Origin of the sequence: Paenimyroides marinum, from assembly GCF_900108395.1 — a bacterium.
Classification (GTDB): Bacteria; Bacteroidota; Bacteroidia; order Flavobacteriales; family Flavobacteriaceae; genus Flavobacterium; species Flavobacterium marinum.
Genome location: NZ_FNXE01000013.1, coordinates 18,619 through 38,032, shown reverse-complemented (window position 1 = coordinate 38,032; position 19,414 = coordinate 18,619). Strand labels below are relative to the sequence as shown.

Annotated in this window: 12 protein-coding genes and 1 tRNA gene; 7 read left to right on the top strand and 6 right to left on the bottom strand. The window is 36.3% G+C overall.

Translation table 11 applies throughout. The features are described 5' to 3' along the window. Nucleotides 1-6 precede the first annotated feature (6 nt). Together BLW20_RS05970 and BLW20_RS05965 are read right to left on the bottom strand one after the other, a co-directional pair. On the bottom strand, nucleotides 7-3,129 hold the full coding sequence (locus tag BLW20_RS05970; protein WP_091097403.1) for an AsmA family protein: 3,123 nt from the start codon (nucleotides 3,127-3,129) through the stop codon (nucleotides 7-9). A 128-nt stretch (nucleotides 3,130-3,257) separates the two neighbouring features. Continuing rightward, nucleotides 3,258-3,339: transfer RNA gene (locus BLW20_RS05965), tRNA-Leu, on the bottom strand. 132 nt (nucleotides 3,340-3,471) lie between these two features. Between BLW20_RS05965 and BLW20_RS05960 the strand changes: the two genes are divergently transcribed. Continuing rightward, nucleotides 3,472-4,860, top strand: a complete 1,389-nt coding sequence (locus BLW20_RS05960) for a dipeptidase (RefSeq protein ID WP_091097400.1) — start codon at nucleotides 3,472-3,474, stop codon at nucleotides 4,858-4,860. A 58-nt stretch (nucleotides 4,861-4,918) separates the two neighbouring features. Here BLW20_RS05960 and gldD read toward each other — a convergent pair whose 3' ends face one another. Genes gldD through mutY form a run of 4 tightly spaced genes read right to left on the bottom strand, consistent with a single transcriptional unit; the run spans nucleotide 4,919 to nucleotide 8,289 of the window. After that, nucleotides 4,919-5,482, bottom strand: a complete 564-nt coding sequence (gldD, locus tag BLW20_RS05955) for a gliding motility lipoprotein GldD (protein ID WP_091097397.1) — start codon at nucleotides 5,480-5,482, stop codon at nucleotides 4,919-4,921. Further along, a complete protein-coding gene (gene gldE / locus BLW20_RS05950) occupies nucleotides 5,469-6,752 on the bottom strand; it encodes a gliding motility-associated protein GldE (RefSeq protein WP_177165041.1) in 1,284 nt (427 codons plus the stop codon). The genes gldD and gldE overlap by 14 nt, the downstream gene beginning before the upstream one ends. A gap of 22 nt (nucleotides 6,753-6,774) precedes the next feature. Further along, nucleotides 6,775-7,221 carry a single-stranded DNA-binding protein gene (locus BLW20_RS05945; protein WP_091097391.1) on the bottom strand — a complete coding sequence of 149 codons (447 nt, stop codon included), beginning with the start codon at nucleotides 7,219-7,221 and terminating at the stop codon, nucleotides 6,775-6,777. Nucleotides 7,222-7,248: 27 nt separating this feature from the next. Continuing rightward, on the bottom strand, nucleotides 7,249-8,289 hold the full coding sequence (mutY, locus tag BLW20_RS05940) for an A/G-specific adenine glycosylase (RefSeq protein ID WP_091097387.1): 1,041 nt from the start codon (nucleotides 8,287-8,289) through the stop codon (nucleotides 7,249-7,251). Nucleotides 8,290-8,402: 113 nt separating this feature from the next. On the opposite strand from mutY, the gene BLW20_RS05935 reads away from it, so the two are divergent. The 6 genes from BLW20_RS05935 (at nucleotide 8,403) to BLW20_RS05910 (ending at nucleotide 19,344) form a co-directional block, all read left to right on the top strand. Continuing rightward, the gene (locus BLW20_RS05935; protein ID WP_091097383.1) at nucleotides 8,403-8,843 is read left to right on the top strand and encodes a GNAT family N-acetyltransferase; all 441 of its coding nucleotides are present in this window, start codon (nucleotides 8,403-8,405) and stop codon (nucleotides 8,841-8,843) included. Between the two features lie 5 nt (nucleotides 8,844-8,848). Beyond that, complete coding sequence (locus BLW20_RS05930; RefSeq protein ID WP_091097379.1) at nucleotides 8,849-9,919, top strand: alanine racemase; 1,071 nt, start codon at nucleotides 8,849-8,851, stop codon at nucleotides 9,917-9,919. 93 nt (nucleotides 9,920-10,012) lie between these two features. Then, complete coding sequence (locus tag BLW20_RS05925) at nucleotides 10,013-10,348, top strand: HU family DNA-binding protein (RefSeq protein WP_262492797.1); 336 nt, start codon at nucleotides 10,013-10,015, stop codon at nucleotides 10,346-10,348. A 300-nt stretch (nucleotides 10,349-10,648) separates the two neighbouring features. Continuing rightward, entirely contained in the window at nucleotides 10,649-12,196 is a 1,548-nt protein-coding gene (locus tag BLW20_RS05920) for an Rne/Rng family ribonuclease (RefSeq protein ID WP_091097502.1), read from the top strand. A gap of 215 nt (nucleotides 12,197-12,411) precedes the next feature. Beyond that, entirely contained in the window at nucleotides 12,412-17,283 is a 4,872-nt protein-coding gene (locus BLW20_RS14935) for a PKD domain-containing protein (RefSeq protein WP_091097371.1), read from the top strand. Between the two features lie 108 nt (nucleotides 17,284-17,391). Continuing rightward, a complete protein-coding gene (locus BLW20_RS05910; RefSeq protein WP_091097368.1) occupies nucleotides 17,392-19,344 on the top strand; it encodes a T9SS type A sorting domain-containing protein in 1,953 nt (650 codons plus the stop codon). Nucleotides 19,345-19,414: the final 70 nt, after the last annotated feature.

Here is a 19,414-nt window from a genome sequence, read left to right as displayed (position 1 = left end):
TTTTAATTAAGGATTTACAACTGCAGTAGTATCAATCGATATTTTATAGGCTTCATAATCCTCATCTGTTTCGTCTAAATCTTCATTCGTATATGTACCTAACTTGATATCAAAATGATCGCTGGTGCCTTTGACTGTAATGGGAATACCAATAATACCGAAAGGAGGCAAGCCTAAACGCATACCAATATTCATTTTTCCGTCTAATGTAACCTGACCTTCCACGCGGGGTCTAAAACCGGCTATCTTAAATTTTGTACGCTCAATAGTCATTACATTGTTCTCAATAGATGTCTTTACCACTACATTTTTCACATTGGCATCGTGCAAGGCATCTGTTTTGGTTTCTTTGGCAACTGAATTAAAAAGTTTGAAACCTTGAAACTGAATATTCTCTAAAATTAAATCACCGGCACCTTTAATCGTTTTCATGTCTGGATACATTTCCTGATTCAAAGTTCCTTGTAGCTGATATTTTAAAGAAACCTGACCGGAAGCCTTCTCTGCAGCGGGTGCCATTTCTCTGAACAACGTTAATTGATTATAGGCTTTTTGAATATCAAAATTTTGCGCATCAATATCAAATCCAAATAAAGCTCGTTTGGTACTGACAGGCTGATACGTTGCGTTTACATTAAATTCTGCATCAATTAAACCAAATTTAGCTTCGTGCAAGGCTAATTTTTGATCGTATATTTTTAAAACGCCACTTAAATGATCAAGTATCAAATCGTTGAATTTTACTTTTTGAGCATTGGCTGTTAAATCAAAAACAATCTTATCTGGAATTAAGAGCACACTTGTGGCAGAATTACTTGCAAGAGAACTTGTGTTTTCAGATGATGAAGAACCAAACATAAACGAATTGACATCGATGAATTTTGATGTAACATTTAAATTACCTTTTAATGTGGCGTTCGGTGTTAAAAAATAATTTATATAATTTTCTAAACCACCATTTAAAATAAACTGCTGTTTGGCATAATTCATTTTTACGTTTTCTAAAACCATTTTCTTTTTATAGAATTTGAACTTACCCTCGGTAAAAACAAAATCGTGCGGGAAAAATTCCGATTTTATATGAATATCCTTCAACAGCACAAATCCACGGTTATTTATAGACGAAGCATCGTCTGCTCCGCCTTTTCCTTTCAATTTCACATCGGTTTCCAACTGTCCCGAAACACTTAATCCTTCAATTGCAAAAACCTTGTACAAATTGCCAAGATTTAGCTTTCCTTTTGTTCCAATGTTAAATGATAAATTGTTGAAATTAAATAAATTGGCATCTACTTTAAAAGGCTCGTTGACCAAAACAAACGAAATGGGCAGTACATTTATGTGCAAATCGTTCAAAGAACCTCGTGGCGATGAAATATGTGTTTCTAAATCTATATTTTCTAAAGGTAAATCGGGCAGGCTGTTATAACGCAAATAACCGTTTTTAAGCTTGATGATGGATGTTGTTACAGGAATTTTGTTGCGATCTAAATCTAACCTGCCTTTTGCTTTGGTATTAATGGTTAGCTGTCCACCAAAATCGACTTCTTTAATTGGAAAAATTTCTTTAATGTTAGCCAGATTCACAAAAACCTGCAAATCGGTATCAGTATTAAAATCAATTAAATTATCAATTTTTAATCTGCCTTTCACGTAATCATTAGTTGTTTTAATATCAATGTTTTTAATATCAGCTTTTGTGGTTTTATAGTTTCCGTTGGTGTTTTCGGCATTTAAATCAAACGAAAAATTATCAATTGACAAAGGCATTTCTGCCCATTTAAAATAACCGTTTGTCCAGTTTGCCTGAACGTTAAACGTAGGAATTTCAACAATTTCTGTAATTTCAGTTCCCTGCGTATTTTTACGTGAACGCGTTGTGTAATTTCCTTTCGCTGTTCCGTTTAAAACAACATCACCTTTTAGTTGCATACCTGAAATGGCAAGCGTTTGCCACAATTGTGTAACATTTAAATCGGCATTTAAACCGGTATCAACAAACATAGGGAATTTGTACAAAGCTTTGCCTTTTACAGATCCTTTACCCAGATTAAACGCAAATTCAGGAATGTTAACCGTTAACGAATCAGGATTTAATTGCGGTAGGTTCAGTTCGGTTTTTGTATGCAAATTTTCAACCGGAATGTTTTGAAACTGTTTGGCAGCAATTGATCCATTGGCGATATCAAGCTTAATGTTTAAATCGGGATTTGAAATGCTGTCTTGCATCAATCCTTTTAGTAATAAATGAATGTTGGACGTTCCTTTAAACGTCATACCGTCATACCATTTTTGATATTCTTGCGGCACAAGCGAAAACAGATTTTCCAGCGATGCGTTGTTTGATTTTACATTTAAATTAAAATCGATTCCCTTTTCAAGAACCACCACATTTCCTAATATATTTAAAGGGAAATTCGCCAAGAGCAAGTTACTTTCTTTAAATTCAACAGAAATTGGCTCTAAATTTACTTTGGTATTAATAGAACCTTTTAATGGTTTGTGATCAACCAAAATGCTTTTATCTATCCCAAAAAACAGTGAATTTATATCGGCATTGGTTTCAAAATTAATGTATTTGTCGGTAACCTGAACGTTTCCGTTAATATTGGTATTTTTAGTTTCAATTTTTATTTTCGATTGATTGTCTTGATACAATACGTCGGTGTTTTTAATATAAATTTTGTTCAATGCCAAAGAAAAGGAGCTGTTGGTAGAAGGTTCATCAGAAGATTTAAAAATAGCAAACGAAAAATTGCCCAAACTATCGGTTACCACATTAAATTTTCCTTCGTTTACATACAGTTTTGTAAACTTAATTTGATCTGAAAACAGACTGAATAAATCGATACCTAAATCAACCGAATTGCTTTCAACGGTTTTAAGATCTCCAAATTCTTTAGGAGCTTTGATGCTTAAATCTGTTAACGAAACACTTAAATTTGGGAAATTAGTAAAAAACGATACATTTAAGTCGGTAAAATTTACCGGAGTAGTAACAAATTCTGTGGTAGCATTTTTTACAGCATTTTCTATTTGTTTTTTAAACAGCTGCGGTGCTATTAAAACACAGCCTATCAAGAGAGAAAAAACAATGATAAAATATAGTATTATTTTTTTGATTTTCATTTCAACAGCTTAAATTTTCTGCAAAGATACATTAGTTGTTGAAAATATTACTGGTATAATTTATAGTAGTAATACTGATTAATCTGAGTTAAAATAAAACCTCTAATTCAATTTGAATTAGAGGTTTGTGCGGGTGATAGGACTCGAACCTACACACCTTGCGGCACCAGATCCTAAGTCTGGCGTGTCTACCAATTTCACCACACCCGCGGCTTTGGAAGAACCTCTTGTTCTTGTAAGACGAGTGCAAATATACGAATGGAATTTTATTACACAATAAAAAAACATTATTTTTTTATATTTATATTTGTTGAGTAAATCAGAAATGTTCAATTTAAAATAATGGAAATAATAAAAAAATACGTTCAACAAAATAAGGAACGTTTTATTAATGAGTTAATTGACTTGTTAAAAATACCCTCGGTTAGTGCAGATAGTGCCTATTCCCAAGACGTATTAAATACCGCTGATAAAGTAAAAGATTTTTTAGTAAAAGCCGGCTGTGATACCGTTGAGATTTGCGAAACTCCTGGTTATCCCATTGTTTATGGTGAAAAAATAATCGATGGTAAATTACCAACCGTTTTGGTTTACGGTCATTATGACGTGCAACCAGCAGATCCTATCGAGCTTTGGGATTCTCCGCCATTTGAGCCTGTAATCAAGAAAACGGACATTCATCCGGACGGAGCTATTTTTGCTCGTGGTGCCTGCGATGACAAAGGGCAAATGTTCATGCACGTTAAAGCGTTGGAATTAATGATGCAGACAAACACGTTGCCTTGTAACGTAAAATTTATGATTGAAGGCGAAGAGGAAGTAGGCTCGGCGTCTTTGGCTTGGTTCGTAGAACGCAATCAGGAAAAATTAAAAAATGATGTGATCTTGATTTCAGATACAGGAATGATATCAAACACACAACCATCAATTACTACAGGTTTACGCGGATTAAGTTATGTTGAGGTAGAAGTAACCGGACCAAACCGCGACCTTCATTCAGGGTTATACGGAGGTGCGGTAGCAAACCCAATCAACATTCTTACAAAAATGATTGCTTCATTACATGATGAAAACAATCGAATTACTATTCCTGGTTTTTATGATAAGGTGGAAGAATTGTCAAGAGAAGAGCGTGATGAAATGGCAAAACGCCCTTTTTCATTAGATGATTATAAAAAGGCTTTGGATATCGATGAAATCCATGGCGAAGCTGGATACACAACCAACGAACGCAATTCTATTCGTCCAACGTTAGATGTTAACGGAATTTGGGGCGGATACACAGGCGAAGGGGCAAAAACAGTTATTGCATCAAAAGCTTTTGCTAAAATTTCAATGCGATTGGTGCCTAATCAGGATTGGGAAGAAATTACCGAATTATTTAAAAAACACTTTGAAAGCATTGCTCCAAAATCTGTAAAAGTAGTAGTTAAACCACATCATGGGGGGCAGGGATATGTAACGCCTATCGATTCTATCGGTTATCAGGCAGCTGCCAAAGCATATACCGATACTTTTGGTGTAACGCCAATCCCGGTTCGTTCAGGCGGTTCTATTCCCATTGTGGCATTATTTGAAAAAGAATTGAAATCAAAAACAATCATGATGGGATTTGGTTTGGATTCTGATGCCATTCATTCACCAAATGAGCATTACGGCATTTTCAATTATCTGAAAGGTATTGAAACCATTCCGTTATTTTACAAGTATTTTACAGAAATGTCTTCTTAATAATAACAGGATTTATATATGTTTTTACGGTTCCCGAAATTTATCAGGAACCTTTTTTTTATTTCGTCCATTCTAACGATTCTATAATTATTTTCATATCGTCTTCGATGTATTTTGTAGCGGGATAAATAGAATCAAAATTGGGTTTTGTGTAAAAATAAAGCGTTCCAACAACAAAATTTTTTGTGCTGTCGGTAGCGTAAAACTGTACGTTTGTTGCCGCATCGCCAATAACCCGGTAAAACATTCCGTAAACGTTTTTTTCAGGATGTTCGTAAATCGATTCCTGGATACCATCGGCTTTTACAATATGTTCGTAGGTTAGTTTTTGAGCATCCTTTAAAAGCAAATCCAAATTGTTTTCAACCGGTCGGTAATTCATATAGATGCTTGCTTTCATATTTGGATAATCAATCTTAAAAGAAAAATTTTCTTCGGGTTGAATGACCGCCGCTTTGTTTTTATCGAACTTAAAGCTACTGTTTGGGTACGAATAACTTTCGTAAGCAGCTTCGGGATATTCCAGACTTAAAAAACCGTCGGGTTTAGGAATGGCGTCTTCTTTGCAGCTTGCTAAAGAAAGTATAATTACTGCGGTTGTTAAAAAGTTAGTCGTTTTCATTAATGGTAACTTTAATTTTTTCTAATCTGCGTTTATGAATGTTTACAATTTTAAAAGTATAATTTTCAAACGTAATAACGTCATCGGTTTTAGGGAAATCTTCAATCTGTTCCAGTAAAAATCCTCCTAATGATTCAGCGTCTTTCCGGTTTTCTTCAAAAAGTTCTTCATCAATATCTAAAATCCGACAAAAATCTAAAATGGATATTTTCCCGTCAAAGATATAAACATTTGCGTTTAATTTCTGATACAGTTTGTCGTCTTCGTCTAATTCATCGGCAATTTCGCCTACAATTTCTTCAATAATATCTTCTAACGAGATAATTCCTACGGTTTCTCCAAATTCGTCAACCACCACAGCTAAATGGTTTTTGTTTGATTGAAAATCGGTCAGCAAATCGTCTAATTTCTTGCTTTCGGGAATAAAATAAGGTTCGCGTAAAAGTGTGGTCCATTGAAAAACTTTTCGGTCTAAAAACGGGATCAGGTCTTTAATGTAAAGAATTCCTATAATATTGTCGATGCTATCTTCATAAACAGGAATGCGCGAATAGCCTTTCTCAATAATTTGAGGTAGAATCTCGTGAAAAAGCTCCTCGTCGCTCAATGCGAAAATGTCGATTCGGGGCGTCATTACTTGCGATACTTCGGTAGATCCAAAAGAGGCAATTCCTTCTAAAATTCGTTGTTCATCTTCGTTAGATGGGTTATAATCGGTCATTTCGATAGCCTGCGAAAGTTGTTCCATAGAAAAAGAATCATCTTTTTTATCGATTTTCCCAATGACAAAACGATTGATTTTTCTAAAAATCCAAGTGATAGGGGTTAAAACTCCACAGAAAAAATAAACTATTTGAATGGTTTTTACCACCACTTTGTTTAATTGCCTTGAACTGTATATTCGCGGATAAATTTCTCCGAAGAAAGCCATAATAAGGCTGCCTGCACACAGTAAAATTACAATACCCCAGAAATTTATAAAGAAAAAATGATTGTAAAAAACAAACAAACTCCACAAGAACAGAACCTTAAAAAGGGTGTTGCTTAAATTTATTGTAGCCTGAAGTTTAACGGGTTTGTCCAATAATTTTTGGTATAACGCCGCTTTTTTGGGAAAATGGTTTAAAAGCAGTTCGTAACGAATTTTTGTTGTTGAAAAGTATGCGACTTCTACGGCTGCAAATAATGCAACAAAAAATAAAGAAATTACTGAGCTAATAGCTGTTAGCAGTAAAAAAAGTAATTGTAATGTGACGGGTTCGGGATCCAATAGAATCAGGTTTGGTTAAACATTAAAAAGGAAGATCGTTCAGTTTATCGTAATCGGAAATCTTTGGGATTTCAAAGTTGCTCAATTTGTCATCGGTGTGTTTCATTGCCTTTGTTTTTGAATCGATGTCTTTTTTTATCGAAAGAAAAATAAATTCTGTTACCTGAATTTCGGTGGTGTGTTTGGTAATACCTTCTTCGGTTTGCCAGTTTCGGGTACGAATTTTTCCTTCCACATAGATTTTATCGCCTTTGCTTAAATATTTTTCGCACAATTCGGCAGCTTTGTTTCTAAAAACAAGGTTGTGCCACTCTGTCGATGTAATTTTTTCGTTGGTTGATTTGTTGATATATACCTCGTTAGTTGCAATAGAAAAACGGGCAATAGAGTTTCCGCCTTCAAAATAATGCATTTTCACGTCGTCGCCTAAATGGCCAATTAAAGTTACTTTGTTTAAAGTTCCGTACATAAATTTTTTCCTTATCAATCAAAAATACTAATTTTTTTCCAGCTTAAAAAAATCTTTTAAAAAATTCCACAGCACAATAGGGTAGGCATATAAATCTAATTGATTCAGCGGAACAACCAAATGTTTCGTGTCAAAATCTGCAACTTGAATTTCATAAAAACTGATATGCAATTGCTGATGTGACAATTTGTGTTTTATGGCGTTTGGAGTGATTTTTTTAATGGTACTTTCAGGAAAAAGAGCCGATAAATATTCAAACAAATCTTCTTCGTTGTCTTGTAAAGTTTCTACCAGTGGCAATTCGTATAATTGTTGCCAAATGTCTTTGTCGGTGCGTTGTTGAAGAGCAATTTTATCGTCTTTTTTCAAAATCAGATAATTGAAAAACCGGTTTTTTATAGTGATTTTTTTGTTCTTTACAGGCAATTGATTGACTTTGTTTTTTAAAAACGCATAACAATTTTGGTTTAAAATACATTGCCCGCATTTAGGATTTGCCGGTACACAAACCGTTGCACCAAAATCCATTATCGCGTGATTGAATAAATCGGGGTGTTTTTTACTGATTAATTCATTTGCCAGATTTTGAAAAACCGTACGGTTTTTGCCAATAGCGATATCATCATGAATTCCGAAAAATCGAGACAACACCCTAAAAACATTTCCGTCAACCACCGCTACAGGTTCTTTGTAAGCAAACGATGCTATTGCTGCTGCCGTGTACGGACCAATGCCTTTTAACTTAATGATGTTGTTGTAGTTGTCAGGAAACGTATTGTTTAAATCAAAATAAATGGTTTTTGCAGTAAAATGCAGATTTCGGGCACGCGAATAATAACCCAATCCCTGCCAAAGCTTTAAAACGTCATCTTCATTGGCTGTTGCCAGGTCTTTTAACGTAGGGAAATTTTCGGTAAATGAAAGGTAATATGGCAAGCCCTGTTCAATTCGGGTTTGTTGTAAAATAATTTCCGAAAGCCAGATATAATAAGGGTTTGTGGTGTTTCGCCAAGGTAAATCCCGTTTGTTTTTTTGATACCAAAGCAATAACTGCCGAGTAAAATCCATTTGAACCGTTTTTCAAAACAAAGGTACAGTATAAATCATTGGTTTATCAAGTAAAAAGTCATTTAATTAAAAATCAGTAACTTTGTAAATAGTAGAAATATAAAAATTAAATTATGTTAAAAATCAAGACTTATAGTCAAGAGAACAAACCTAATCAATATGAAAGAGAAAACATTTTAAACTTTTTATTCAAACATTTAGAGCAATACGGCGATCCCAAACAGGATATTGAAAAATGTTTGAAATATGCTTTGAAAGAATCGCCTTCGTTTGGCGGATTCATTCTAACAGCGGTACAAGAAGAAAAAATTGTTGGAGCTGTAATTGTGAATGAAACCGGAATGAAAGATTATATTCCTGAAAACATTTTGGTTTATATTGCCACAGATGCCAGCCAGCGCGGTAAAGGCATTGGAAAAGCCCTGATGCAAAAAGCAATTGAAACTGCAAACGGAAATATTGCACTACACGTAGAACCCGATAATCCTGCTAAAAAACTTTACGAAAAACTGGGCTTTACCAATAAGTATCTAGAAATGCGTTTAAACAAGTAATTGTTATGGCTGTTATAACTTTACATAAAGAACGACTGCAATACAATTTTGAACGATTAGATTATTTTTTTAACGCCAAAGGAATTCAATGGTCAGTTGTTACCAAAATGTTGTGTGGAAACGAGCTCTTCCTCAAAGAAATATTAAAGCTCAATCCTCAACAAGTATGCGATTCGCGGGTTAGTAACCTAAAAGTGATAAAAAAAATAAATCCCAATATTGAAACCATTTATATCAAACCCACGCCCAAACGCTCGGTAGCATCGGTGGTAAAATATGCCGATATTAGCATGAATACCGATATAAATACCATTAAACTACTTTCGCACGAAGCTCAAAAACAAAACAAAATCCACAAAATCATCATCATGATTGAACTCGGAGAATTAAGAGAAGGCGTAATGCGCGAAGATGTGGTATCGTTTTATAACGAGGTTTTTCAGCTTAACAATATCGAAGTTGTGGGTATTGGAACCAACCTTTCTTGCCTGTATGGCGTTTTACCAAGTACCGATAAATTAATCCAGCTTACATTGTACAAACAATTGATCGAAGCCAAATTCAACAGGAAAATTCCTTTTGTTTCAGGCGGATCTTCAGTAACGATTCCATTAATTTTTCAACACAAACTTCCCGCTGGTATTAATCATTTCAGGGTAGGGGAAACCCTGTACCAGGGAACCGATGTGTACAATGATACACCAAGTAAGTTGTTGAAACAAAATGTATTTACTTTAAAAGCAGAAATTATCGAGCTGATTGAAAAACCTAAAGTTCCCGAAGGTGATTTTGGATCAAATGTAGAAGGGAAAACATTTTCATTTGATGAGAAAGAAATTGGTAGAACATCATTCAGAGCCATTTTAGATTTAGGGATTTTAGATGTTGATCAGTCGAATATTTTTCCAAAAGATAAAAATATCGAATTTTTTGGAGCAAGTTCAGATATGATTATTGTTGATTTACAAACAAATAAGAAAAAATATAAAGTGGGCGATTATTTAGAATTCTCTCTGAATTATATGGGGGCATTGCGTGCTATGAACTCTTCATATATAGAAAAAGTGGTGCAATAACACATCTTTTAAATGAGGAGAAATTGAAACGCGGCGTTATTTCATTAAAATTTAATGATTTGAAATTTAAATATTATAATAAAATTAATATATTTGCAAACTCAAAAAACAGACAACAAATTAATTTATAGAGAGATAATGACTAAAGCAGACATTGTAGCAAAAATTTCCGAGAAATTAGGGCTTGAGAAAGGTGACGTGCAGGCAACTGTTGAATCTTTTATGGCAGAAGTAAAATCTTCTTTAGAAGGTGGCGATAACGTATATTTAAGAGGGTTTGGAAGCTTTATTATTAAAACCAGAGCCGAAAAAACAGGAAGAAACATTTCTAAAAACACAACTATTAAAATACCGGCTCATAACATTCCGGCTTTTAAACCAGCTAAAGTGTTTGTAGAAGGTGTGAAAACAAACACAGACGTAAAATAATTACTAACTTAAAACTACAAGATTATGCCAAGTGGTAAAAAAAGAAAAAGACATAAGGTAGCTACGCACAAACGTAAAAAAAGAGCAAGAGCTAACCGTCACAAAAAGAAAAAGTAGTTTTAAAACTACTTTTTCTTTTATTGCAAATTAAAAAGTTCTTTGAAAAAATCTTTTATTTAGTTAAAAGAAAAATGTTTAATCCATCTGTATTTTTTGGTTTCAAGTTTTTAATTGGTTCAAGTTTTTCTAAACTTTACACCCTAAACTTTAAGCTAAAAGCAACAGATAAAAATGTACCAAGTGAACAAAGAGTTAATTATTAGGTCTGGTTCCGATACAGTAGATTTTGCCTTATTAAAAGATGGAAAATTAATTGAACTTCACAGAGACAGGGAAGACGAAAAAGGATTTTCGGTAGGCGATATTTTTATAGCAAAAATTCGTAAACCCGTTCCTGGCTTAAACGCGGCATTTGTAAATGTTGGTTTCGATAAAGATGCCTTTTTACATTACCACGATTTAGGTCCCAACCTGCCAACACTGATGAAGTTTACCAAACTTGTAACTTCAGGTAAATTAAATGATTTCACTCTTAAAAAATTTCCTTTTGAAACTGAAATAGATAAAAATGGTGTTATTTCCGATGCGTTAAGTGCCAACCAGTCTATTTTAGTACAGATAGTTAAAGAACCAATCTCAACCAAAGGCCCAAGGATCAGTTCCGAATTGTCTTTAGCCGGTCGCTATTTAGTATTGGTTCCTTTTTCTGAACGGGTTTCGATTTCACAGAAAATCGATTCAAAACAAGAAAAAGAGCGTCTTAAAAAAATGATGCAAACTATTAAGCCAAAAGGTTTCGGAGTTATTGTACGCACAGTAGCCGAAGGCAAAAATGTTACAGAACTAGAAAAAGATTTGCAAACATTAATGGATAAATGGATCCTGCTTTGCAAACGTTTAACTACAGCTCAACATCCTTCAAAGATTTTTGGAGAAGTAAACAGGGCATCAAGCATTCTGCGCGATGTTTTTAACGATACTTTCACAGGAATCCATATAGACGATGAAGAATTGTATTATCAAACGAAGGACTATCTGCAAGAAATAGCCCCTTCAAAAGTTTCTATCGTAAAACATTATAACAATAAAGAAGTGCCGTTGTTCGAGAAATATCACATTGAACGACAAATAAAAACTTCATTCGGTAAAACCGTATCTATGAGTAAAGGAGCCTACCTGATTATAGAGCATACCGAAGCATTACATGTTATCGATGTAAACAGTGGAAACCGCTCAAACAAAGCTCAATCACAAGAGGATACGGCTCTTGAAGTAAATATGATCGCGGCATCAGAAATTGCACGCCAGTTAAGATTACGCGATATGGGTGGGATCATCGTTGTTGATTTTATCGACATGAGCAACCCCGAAAATCGTAAGGTTTTATACGATTTCCTAAAAGAAGAAATGAGCGATGACAAAGCAAAACACAAAATCTTGCCTCCTAGTAAATTTGGATTAATTCAAATTACTAGACAAAGAGTTAGACCCGAAGTTTCTATCAAAACAAAAGAAGAAAACCCAGACCATAACGGAGAGGGCGAAATAGAGGCTCCAATTTTAGTTATTGATAAAATATCGGCTGACCTGGAACGAATTATTAAAGACCACAAAGACATGGTTTTAAATGCGCATCCGTTTATAGCTGCGTATCTAACAAAAGGATTTCTGTCGGTGCGTACCAAATGGCTCTTTGAGTACAAACGATGGATAAAAATTATACCGCGTGATGCCTACACGTATTTAGAATATCATTTCTTTGACAAACAAGGAAACCAAATTGAATAAAAGCCGAATGAAAATTCGGCTTTTTTTATTAATTGTTGTTTAGAGCTGTTTTGATTATCATATTTTTTTAGTTAATAATTTTGTAAAATCAAATAAATGGTTAAATTTGTTTCAATAGTTATTAAAATTTTTGTAAAGGACGCAAATTAAGTAATAAAGATTGGTTTAAACTAAAACTTTATTTGATTTAGAATTTTAACTTAAATTATAATAGTATGCAAAAAAGTACTTTTCTGCCCAAAATTCGGGCTTTGGGTATTTTGTTGATGTTCATGTGGACAGTAGGAATACAAGCACAAATAGTAAAGAACCCGGTACTTACCTGGGACCAACAAGTTGGATGTATTGAATTTGACGACGGTAGGGAAGAAGCTACTCCGCTTAAAGAAAATATTGAAGATGCTCCCTGTGTCCGTATCTGTAAAAACACTACCGTAAATTATTTTCTTAACGATCCCAATGCCACTGATGTACAATGGCAGGTAAACGGCGGTAATCTTCTTGCTAGTTCCAGTAATGGGGCACAAATTGAATGGGATGCCACCGATTACGGAAATTTAACCGTTACAATACTTTATCCTGATGAAACTACCCGTGAACTTTCATTTTGTTTAGAGAAGGTAGTTAGCCCCACTGCCCATTTCGAAATTGCCGGGATACAGCCAGATCAAAACACCTTCTGTACCTTTCAACCTATATCATTTAAGAATCTTTCTACGGATAATGGTGGATCTGCAATAATTAACTACTTATGGGATTTTGGAGACGGTACTACTTCTGCTACAGAAAACCCAACCCACGCTTATACGAATGGCGGTAGTTATAATGTGACATTAACAGTAACAAACAGTTGCAATTGCGTATCTAGATACCATTTTGATATTCATATTGAAAACATGCCGGCTGTTGAAATCAGTTGTGCAAGTATCGTTTGTGAATTTGACCGCGCCACTTACAGTGTAAACGATGGATGCGGTGGCGAATGGATTGTTATTGGGGGAGATATTGTTGCTGACTATGGCACCTCTATCGATGTGGAATGGAATCAAGTTGATCCTTCGGAAGGATTTGGTTATGTTAGTTATCGATCGAATTGCTCGTGTCCAAATTGGACAACCATAAAAATTCCTGTGATCCTACAATCTGGAAATATTACTGGTCCCGATGTAGTTTGCGAGGGTGATCAAGCAATCTTTTCTCTGCCTCAATGGCCTACCACTAACTTTGAATGGATGATTGATGGAGATCCTAATCACCCTATGCTTGTTAAAAATCATCAACGTAATGAAATTATCGTAAGCGGGCTTACGCCTGGAACTTATACATTAAGTGTAGATTACTTTAATACGCTTATTGCCGCAGGAAGTTGTGCAGGTCATTCTGAAATCAGCTTTACTGTTCAGGATCGTCCACAAATTACTTTTGACCCGGAGGAATTATTGATTTGCGAGGGAACCAGTATGGATTTTTCAACCCAACTTGCTATTCCATTGACTTGGAATGTAACTTACAATAATACCATAGTATATACCGATTTTACTGACTCCTTTTCTTATTCATTTGAAGAAGGTGGCGGAAGTTATGTAATTACAGCAGATAATGGTGGTTGTATAAGCTATCCTGTAGTGATAAACGTTATCGCCAGCCCGGTTATTACAAATAACATTAGCGGACCCGAACATGTTTGCCTAAATACGCCTTATACCTATTCTATTAATGAAAGTGAAGCAGGTTATACCTATGAATGGTTTATAACCGGTGGTACTATTACGGGTAATAATACAGGAAGCAGTGTTACTGCAAAGTTTACTTCGCCAACAGGAAGCATATCTGTTGTGAAAGCCATTGTTGTTAATGGCGTTAGATGTGAATCTATCCTTAAAACACGTAATGTAAGCCAGGTTAATATGACGCCTGTTATAGCGCATCCTAACGGTACAACCTTGTTTTGCCCAAGTTCGTCAACTACTTTTACTGTAAATACCATTGGTACTCCCGACCTTATAGAGTGGAGCATTGTAGGTACTCCAGGGAACACAACCAACTTTGGAAATATCACCAACGGTATCAACAGTAAAACAGCTACTATAAGCTTTAATGAAATCAGTACCGTTTCTACCGGAATTGTAAGAGTAACGGTAACCAAGTGTGGTGTAAAAACAACAGGCACTTATAATGTTAGTTTACGACCAAAACCAACAATGTCATTAGGATCTTTGGAGGGTCAGTGTTTAACAAATGAAAACATTAACCTGACTGTAACAACGGCACCTATTATTTCAGGAGATGTAATGGTAAGCTTTGATGGTGGAGCTGCTGAAGGACCTTATCCGTTTACAAGCGGAGTACCCTTTTCAATTCCTAACGGGTTTACTAACCAAACAGGTGCAGCTCAAACTCAAAAAATAAAAGTTTCTATAGTTGGCTATTGTAGCTATCAGTTAGAAGCAGAGCAAACGGTAACAGTTGCCCCTGAAGTTAAAGTGGGAATATCGCAAGGTTACTTTATTTCAGTATGCCCGGCAAGTTATGGTAGTTTAACACTTACTTCAACAGTTCCTACGGGGATAACCGTAGCAGGTTACCAATGGTATAAAAACAATAGCCCAATTTCAGGTGCTAACTCTTCCAATTATACAATCTCTGGTGGTACTCCTCAAGGAAGCTATTATGTAGAAATTACCTATAACGGCTGTACTTTTAAATCGTCTAATGTGGAAGTTGTAGCCAATTGTAACACTTCGCCAAATTGTACCATTACGCCGACACCAAATGTGAATGTAAATGCTACATGGAGTGCTTGTAATACCATATCGGCAAACGTTACCTATACCGGTTCTCCAACAGTTACTTGGTCAGGTAGCGAACACCTTACACTAACAGGTTCACCAAACACACCAACTACTACATTTACAACAGATGTAGCCGGGGTACATACGGTGATTGCAACGCTAACTTATGGTACTTGTAATGTGGTAAAAACCTTTGATGTTATTAAAAATTATCAGGCAGATTTAAAAGCAGATATTGAATGTGTAAACGGTGTTTATAATATTACGCTGAAAAACGCTTCGTCTGTTTATGACCCTAATATCAGTCCTATTACTTATACCTATTCGGGTACAGGTATATCGGGCAGCCCTACAGGTTCAAGTTATTCTCTTACGGGGGTAACGCCGGGTACTAAAACGTATACCATAACGGCAACTTCTCTTGGGCAGCCAACATGTACCGCAACAATTACATTAGATTTAGACGGCGTACCAACAACCAACTTTACCGTAACGCCACTAACTTATTGTGCTGATGAAGCAGTTACCTTAAACGTACCCGGTACCTATAAGTCGGAATACCACTATGAATGGCATTTTAACGATACCCATTTTGTAGCAGACGGTCCTTTAACAGAAATTCAGTTTGCAGATGCAGATTCTTATCCTATATGGTTAGTAATCAGAACACCTTACGGTTGCGTATATGAAACGGCTGTTGTTAACAGACCCGTGGTAGCTATTAATAAAGCTGATTTCCTTTTGGGGGACGTTATTCCTACCACTGCCGATTATTGTGAAGGCAATGAACTGCCTTTAAGTTATAGTCCGCCACCTTTTACGGTTGCTCCAACAGATATTATCTGGATGAATGACGATGTGCCGGTACACACCGGTTTAACCTACCAACCAACCCAAAGCGGCAGCTATTGGGCGGTATTAATTGACGCTAATGATTGTAAGTTTTACGATATGGCTACCAAGCCACGAAACTATGTCATCCGCAAGCCGCCGCACGTAAGTATTGTAGGTACTACAACCATGTGTGCAGGCGAAAGTACGGTAATTACCGGTATTGTTACCGACAATACGGTACAGCACCGTTGGACAGGTTCAACAATACCTACCGGATATGATATCTGGGTAACAGGAGCGGCTAACACCGAACTTGTTATTAGCGGTCTTTCTCCGGGTACATATACCTATAACTTCCATGCCCGATCGGCTACCGATCATTCATGCAGCAGCAGCACTTCTGTGCAGGTGGTGGTACACCAACCGGTAAATGTTACCATTAGCACGCCTTCGGTAACAAACTGCAACCCTTATACGGTAAGTATGTCTGCAAACGGCACCCCGGCTGGTGGTACCTATTTGTGGAGCAACGGCATGACAGGGCAGAATATTAGTGTGGCTCACGGTGGCGTGTACCAGGTTATTTATACCGCTCCGTCGGGTTGTAGTGCTACTTATAGTGTTGCGGCACCGCATAACCCGGACCGCGTATTATGGATTGTACCCGAAGGCTGTTATCCAAATGTATGCGATGCCTATTTATTAGGACCTTTAGGGGAATATGAGCAGTATGACTGGAATACAAACAACATTCCGGTACAATCCGGAGGCGGTGTTGTTCCCGATCAACCTGTGAATGATGGTGGAATTTTCCAACTGATTTTAAATCAACAGGGTTGCCCTTTTGGTAGTAATATGCCAAATATTACACCAGATATAGTAAACTGCCCGCCACAACCTTGTAATTTTTCGGCAACGTTTAGCTACACGGGTCCGATTCCGGGAGGCTTTACTTTTACGGTAACATTGTTTAACCCTCTGGGTACATGGCAAAGTGTTTACTTAAGTAGCTTTAACAATTTTGGTACCTTTGTACCGGCAACGCATTTATTAAGTCCGGGAATAAATACCATTACCGTATCATTCTACGTAAACAGCAACTTTTACCCGGGTGCCAACGATATCTTCTTAATTCAGGGTGCTTCTTGTACAGACCAGGTACCAATACAATTGTACGAGGTTGGTGGGAAAAAAGGAGAAGTAAAAGAACCTGAATTGGAACTTTCGCCTAACCCAACGGTTGAAACTACTACTGCATCGTATAACGTAGGTACGGAATACAATGACGCACAACATATTGTGGTATATGATATGTTGGGGGTACAGCGCTTAAAACAAGCCGTAAACGGCAAAGAAGGTAAAGTATTGCTTAACGTAAGCCACCTACCTGCCGGAACCTATGTAGTAAGTTTAGAAAACGGCAGCACGCGTATTACACAGAAAAAATTAATTAAAAAATAATCATTAACCATAAAAGGTGTTGAAAGCGTATGCTTTTGACACCTTTTTTATTATTTTTATACGTACACTTCGAGCGAAATCGAGAAGTGTAAATAAAAACCATAAACTATGAAAAATAAACTACACACAACAGTTTGTCATGCTGAATTGGTCACTGAGCCTAGTCGAAGTGCAGCATCTCATCATTACTTATCAAGACAGCGCATTAAACTTCTTTCTTTTTTCTCTATTCTCTGTTCTCTGTTCTCTGTTCCGAGCTATGCTCAAACCTACAAATGGGACTGGGCAGTAAGCGGCGGCGGACCTTTGGGAGATACCAGAGACGAACAAATATACGACATTAAAGTAGGTACCGACAACAACTACTATTTTATAGCTACGGTGTATGGAAAGAATGGAGTTCAGCTAAATGGGCAATCCGTAAAAACATATAACCAATCAATCTCTGTTGCTGGTGGCAGTCCTGATATCTTTTTATTTTCAACTACGTGTGATGGTAACGTACGTTGGAGCCAAGCCATTGGGGGAGGTACGCACGATTATGCATTTAATTTAGTTTTAGACAATCAAAATAACGTGTATGTTGGGGCAAATGTGCGTAATGATTATATCACGCCTGATGGACACCCTGTTCACTTTAGCCCAACAGATTCTTTACAAAATCCGGATTACAATAACCAAAATCATCAAGATGATCTTAAAACCTCTTTTTTAGTTAAATATGATAGTAACGGACAATTTATAGGTAAAAAAGCATTGCAAGGGAATGATGTTACTTTTTCTACCTATTATTCACATCTTTTAGAACTTGCCATTGATAGCCAAAATAATCTGCATTTTATTGTGGGATTAATGAAAGGGACACATTTAGACAATAAGGTTACCGTTCCTAATACGGTTACAGATTATCTGTATTTTTTAGCAAAATACGATAGTGACTTAAATTATGTTAGCAGTATGCAGCTGCCGGTTACTAACGGAGGATTTCCCGGTCAGGGTACTGTGGGGGCTGTAAAATTTGCTTATGACGAGAACTTAAACCAATATTATATTTCCGGTTATAGACATGTTGGGGGACTTGTTCCCCTATCATATGACGGCAGTGCTGTGGAAAACCTTTCATTTTTATTTGCCATTGACGGTACCGATGGCGGCTTGCTTTGGCATAGGGAATTATATGCTAAACCGGTTAATAATCAGTTAGCATTTGCATGGATGACCTCTTTGCAAGTTGACACCAACTCGGATGTTTATTTTGGTGGTAAGTTTTCACAAACCATATACCCTCCGGAACCGGTAAAAATATACAACCCTAACGATTCTATAAATACTACTTATTCTTTTATACCTCCCGTGACTACTAATGTGCCAATAGTTATAAAATTCAACAGCAGTGGTACAGTGCAATGGGTAAAAACTCCTACAGCTTTTGCTCCCGGAAAACAAACCAACCATACGGCAATACAAAAGGGATTGGCATTGAAATCGGGTGAGGTTGCCTTTGGCAGTAGTGAAGGAAATTTTCAGTGGGACAGCTTTACGCTGAATTACCCGTATGGTCAAGGAACTGCTCCTACATTACTACGTTTTGACAAACAAACCGGAACAACCATTGGTATGCATTCGATAGATGATCCGGGCAGCAATAAGACTATGACTGCTTTAGCTGTAGATAGGGATGGTAACTATGTTACGGGAGGACATTTTATGGATGCATTGTTTTCTAACACGCCGGGCATAGCACCGCTTAACAGTGCAGGAGAGTCAGACTTTTTTGTTGCGAAGTTAGGGGCTTATGCCTGCGGCACTAACAGTACCGAGAAGTTTAACAACATCAAGGTAAATGTCTACCCAAACCCAACCAATGATATTATAAATATAGAAACCGATGAAACTTTGTTAAATTATGTAGTTTACGATATGAACGGTCGTGAAATACAAAACGGCATATTTGGCAGCAGTAACCAGTTAAACCTGCAAAATGCAACCAACGGGGTATATTTTGTTAAAGTAACAACCATTCACAATAATGTAGCAACCGTTAGGGTGATTAAAAAGTAAGTTTTATATAGTCTAAAGTCTAATGTCCAAAGTTATAACGTAAAACTGCGGGCATTAGCTTTTATTATTA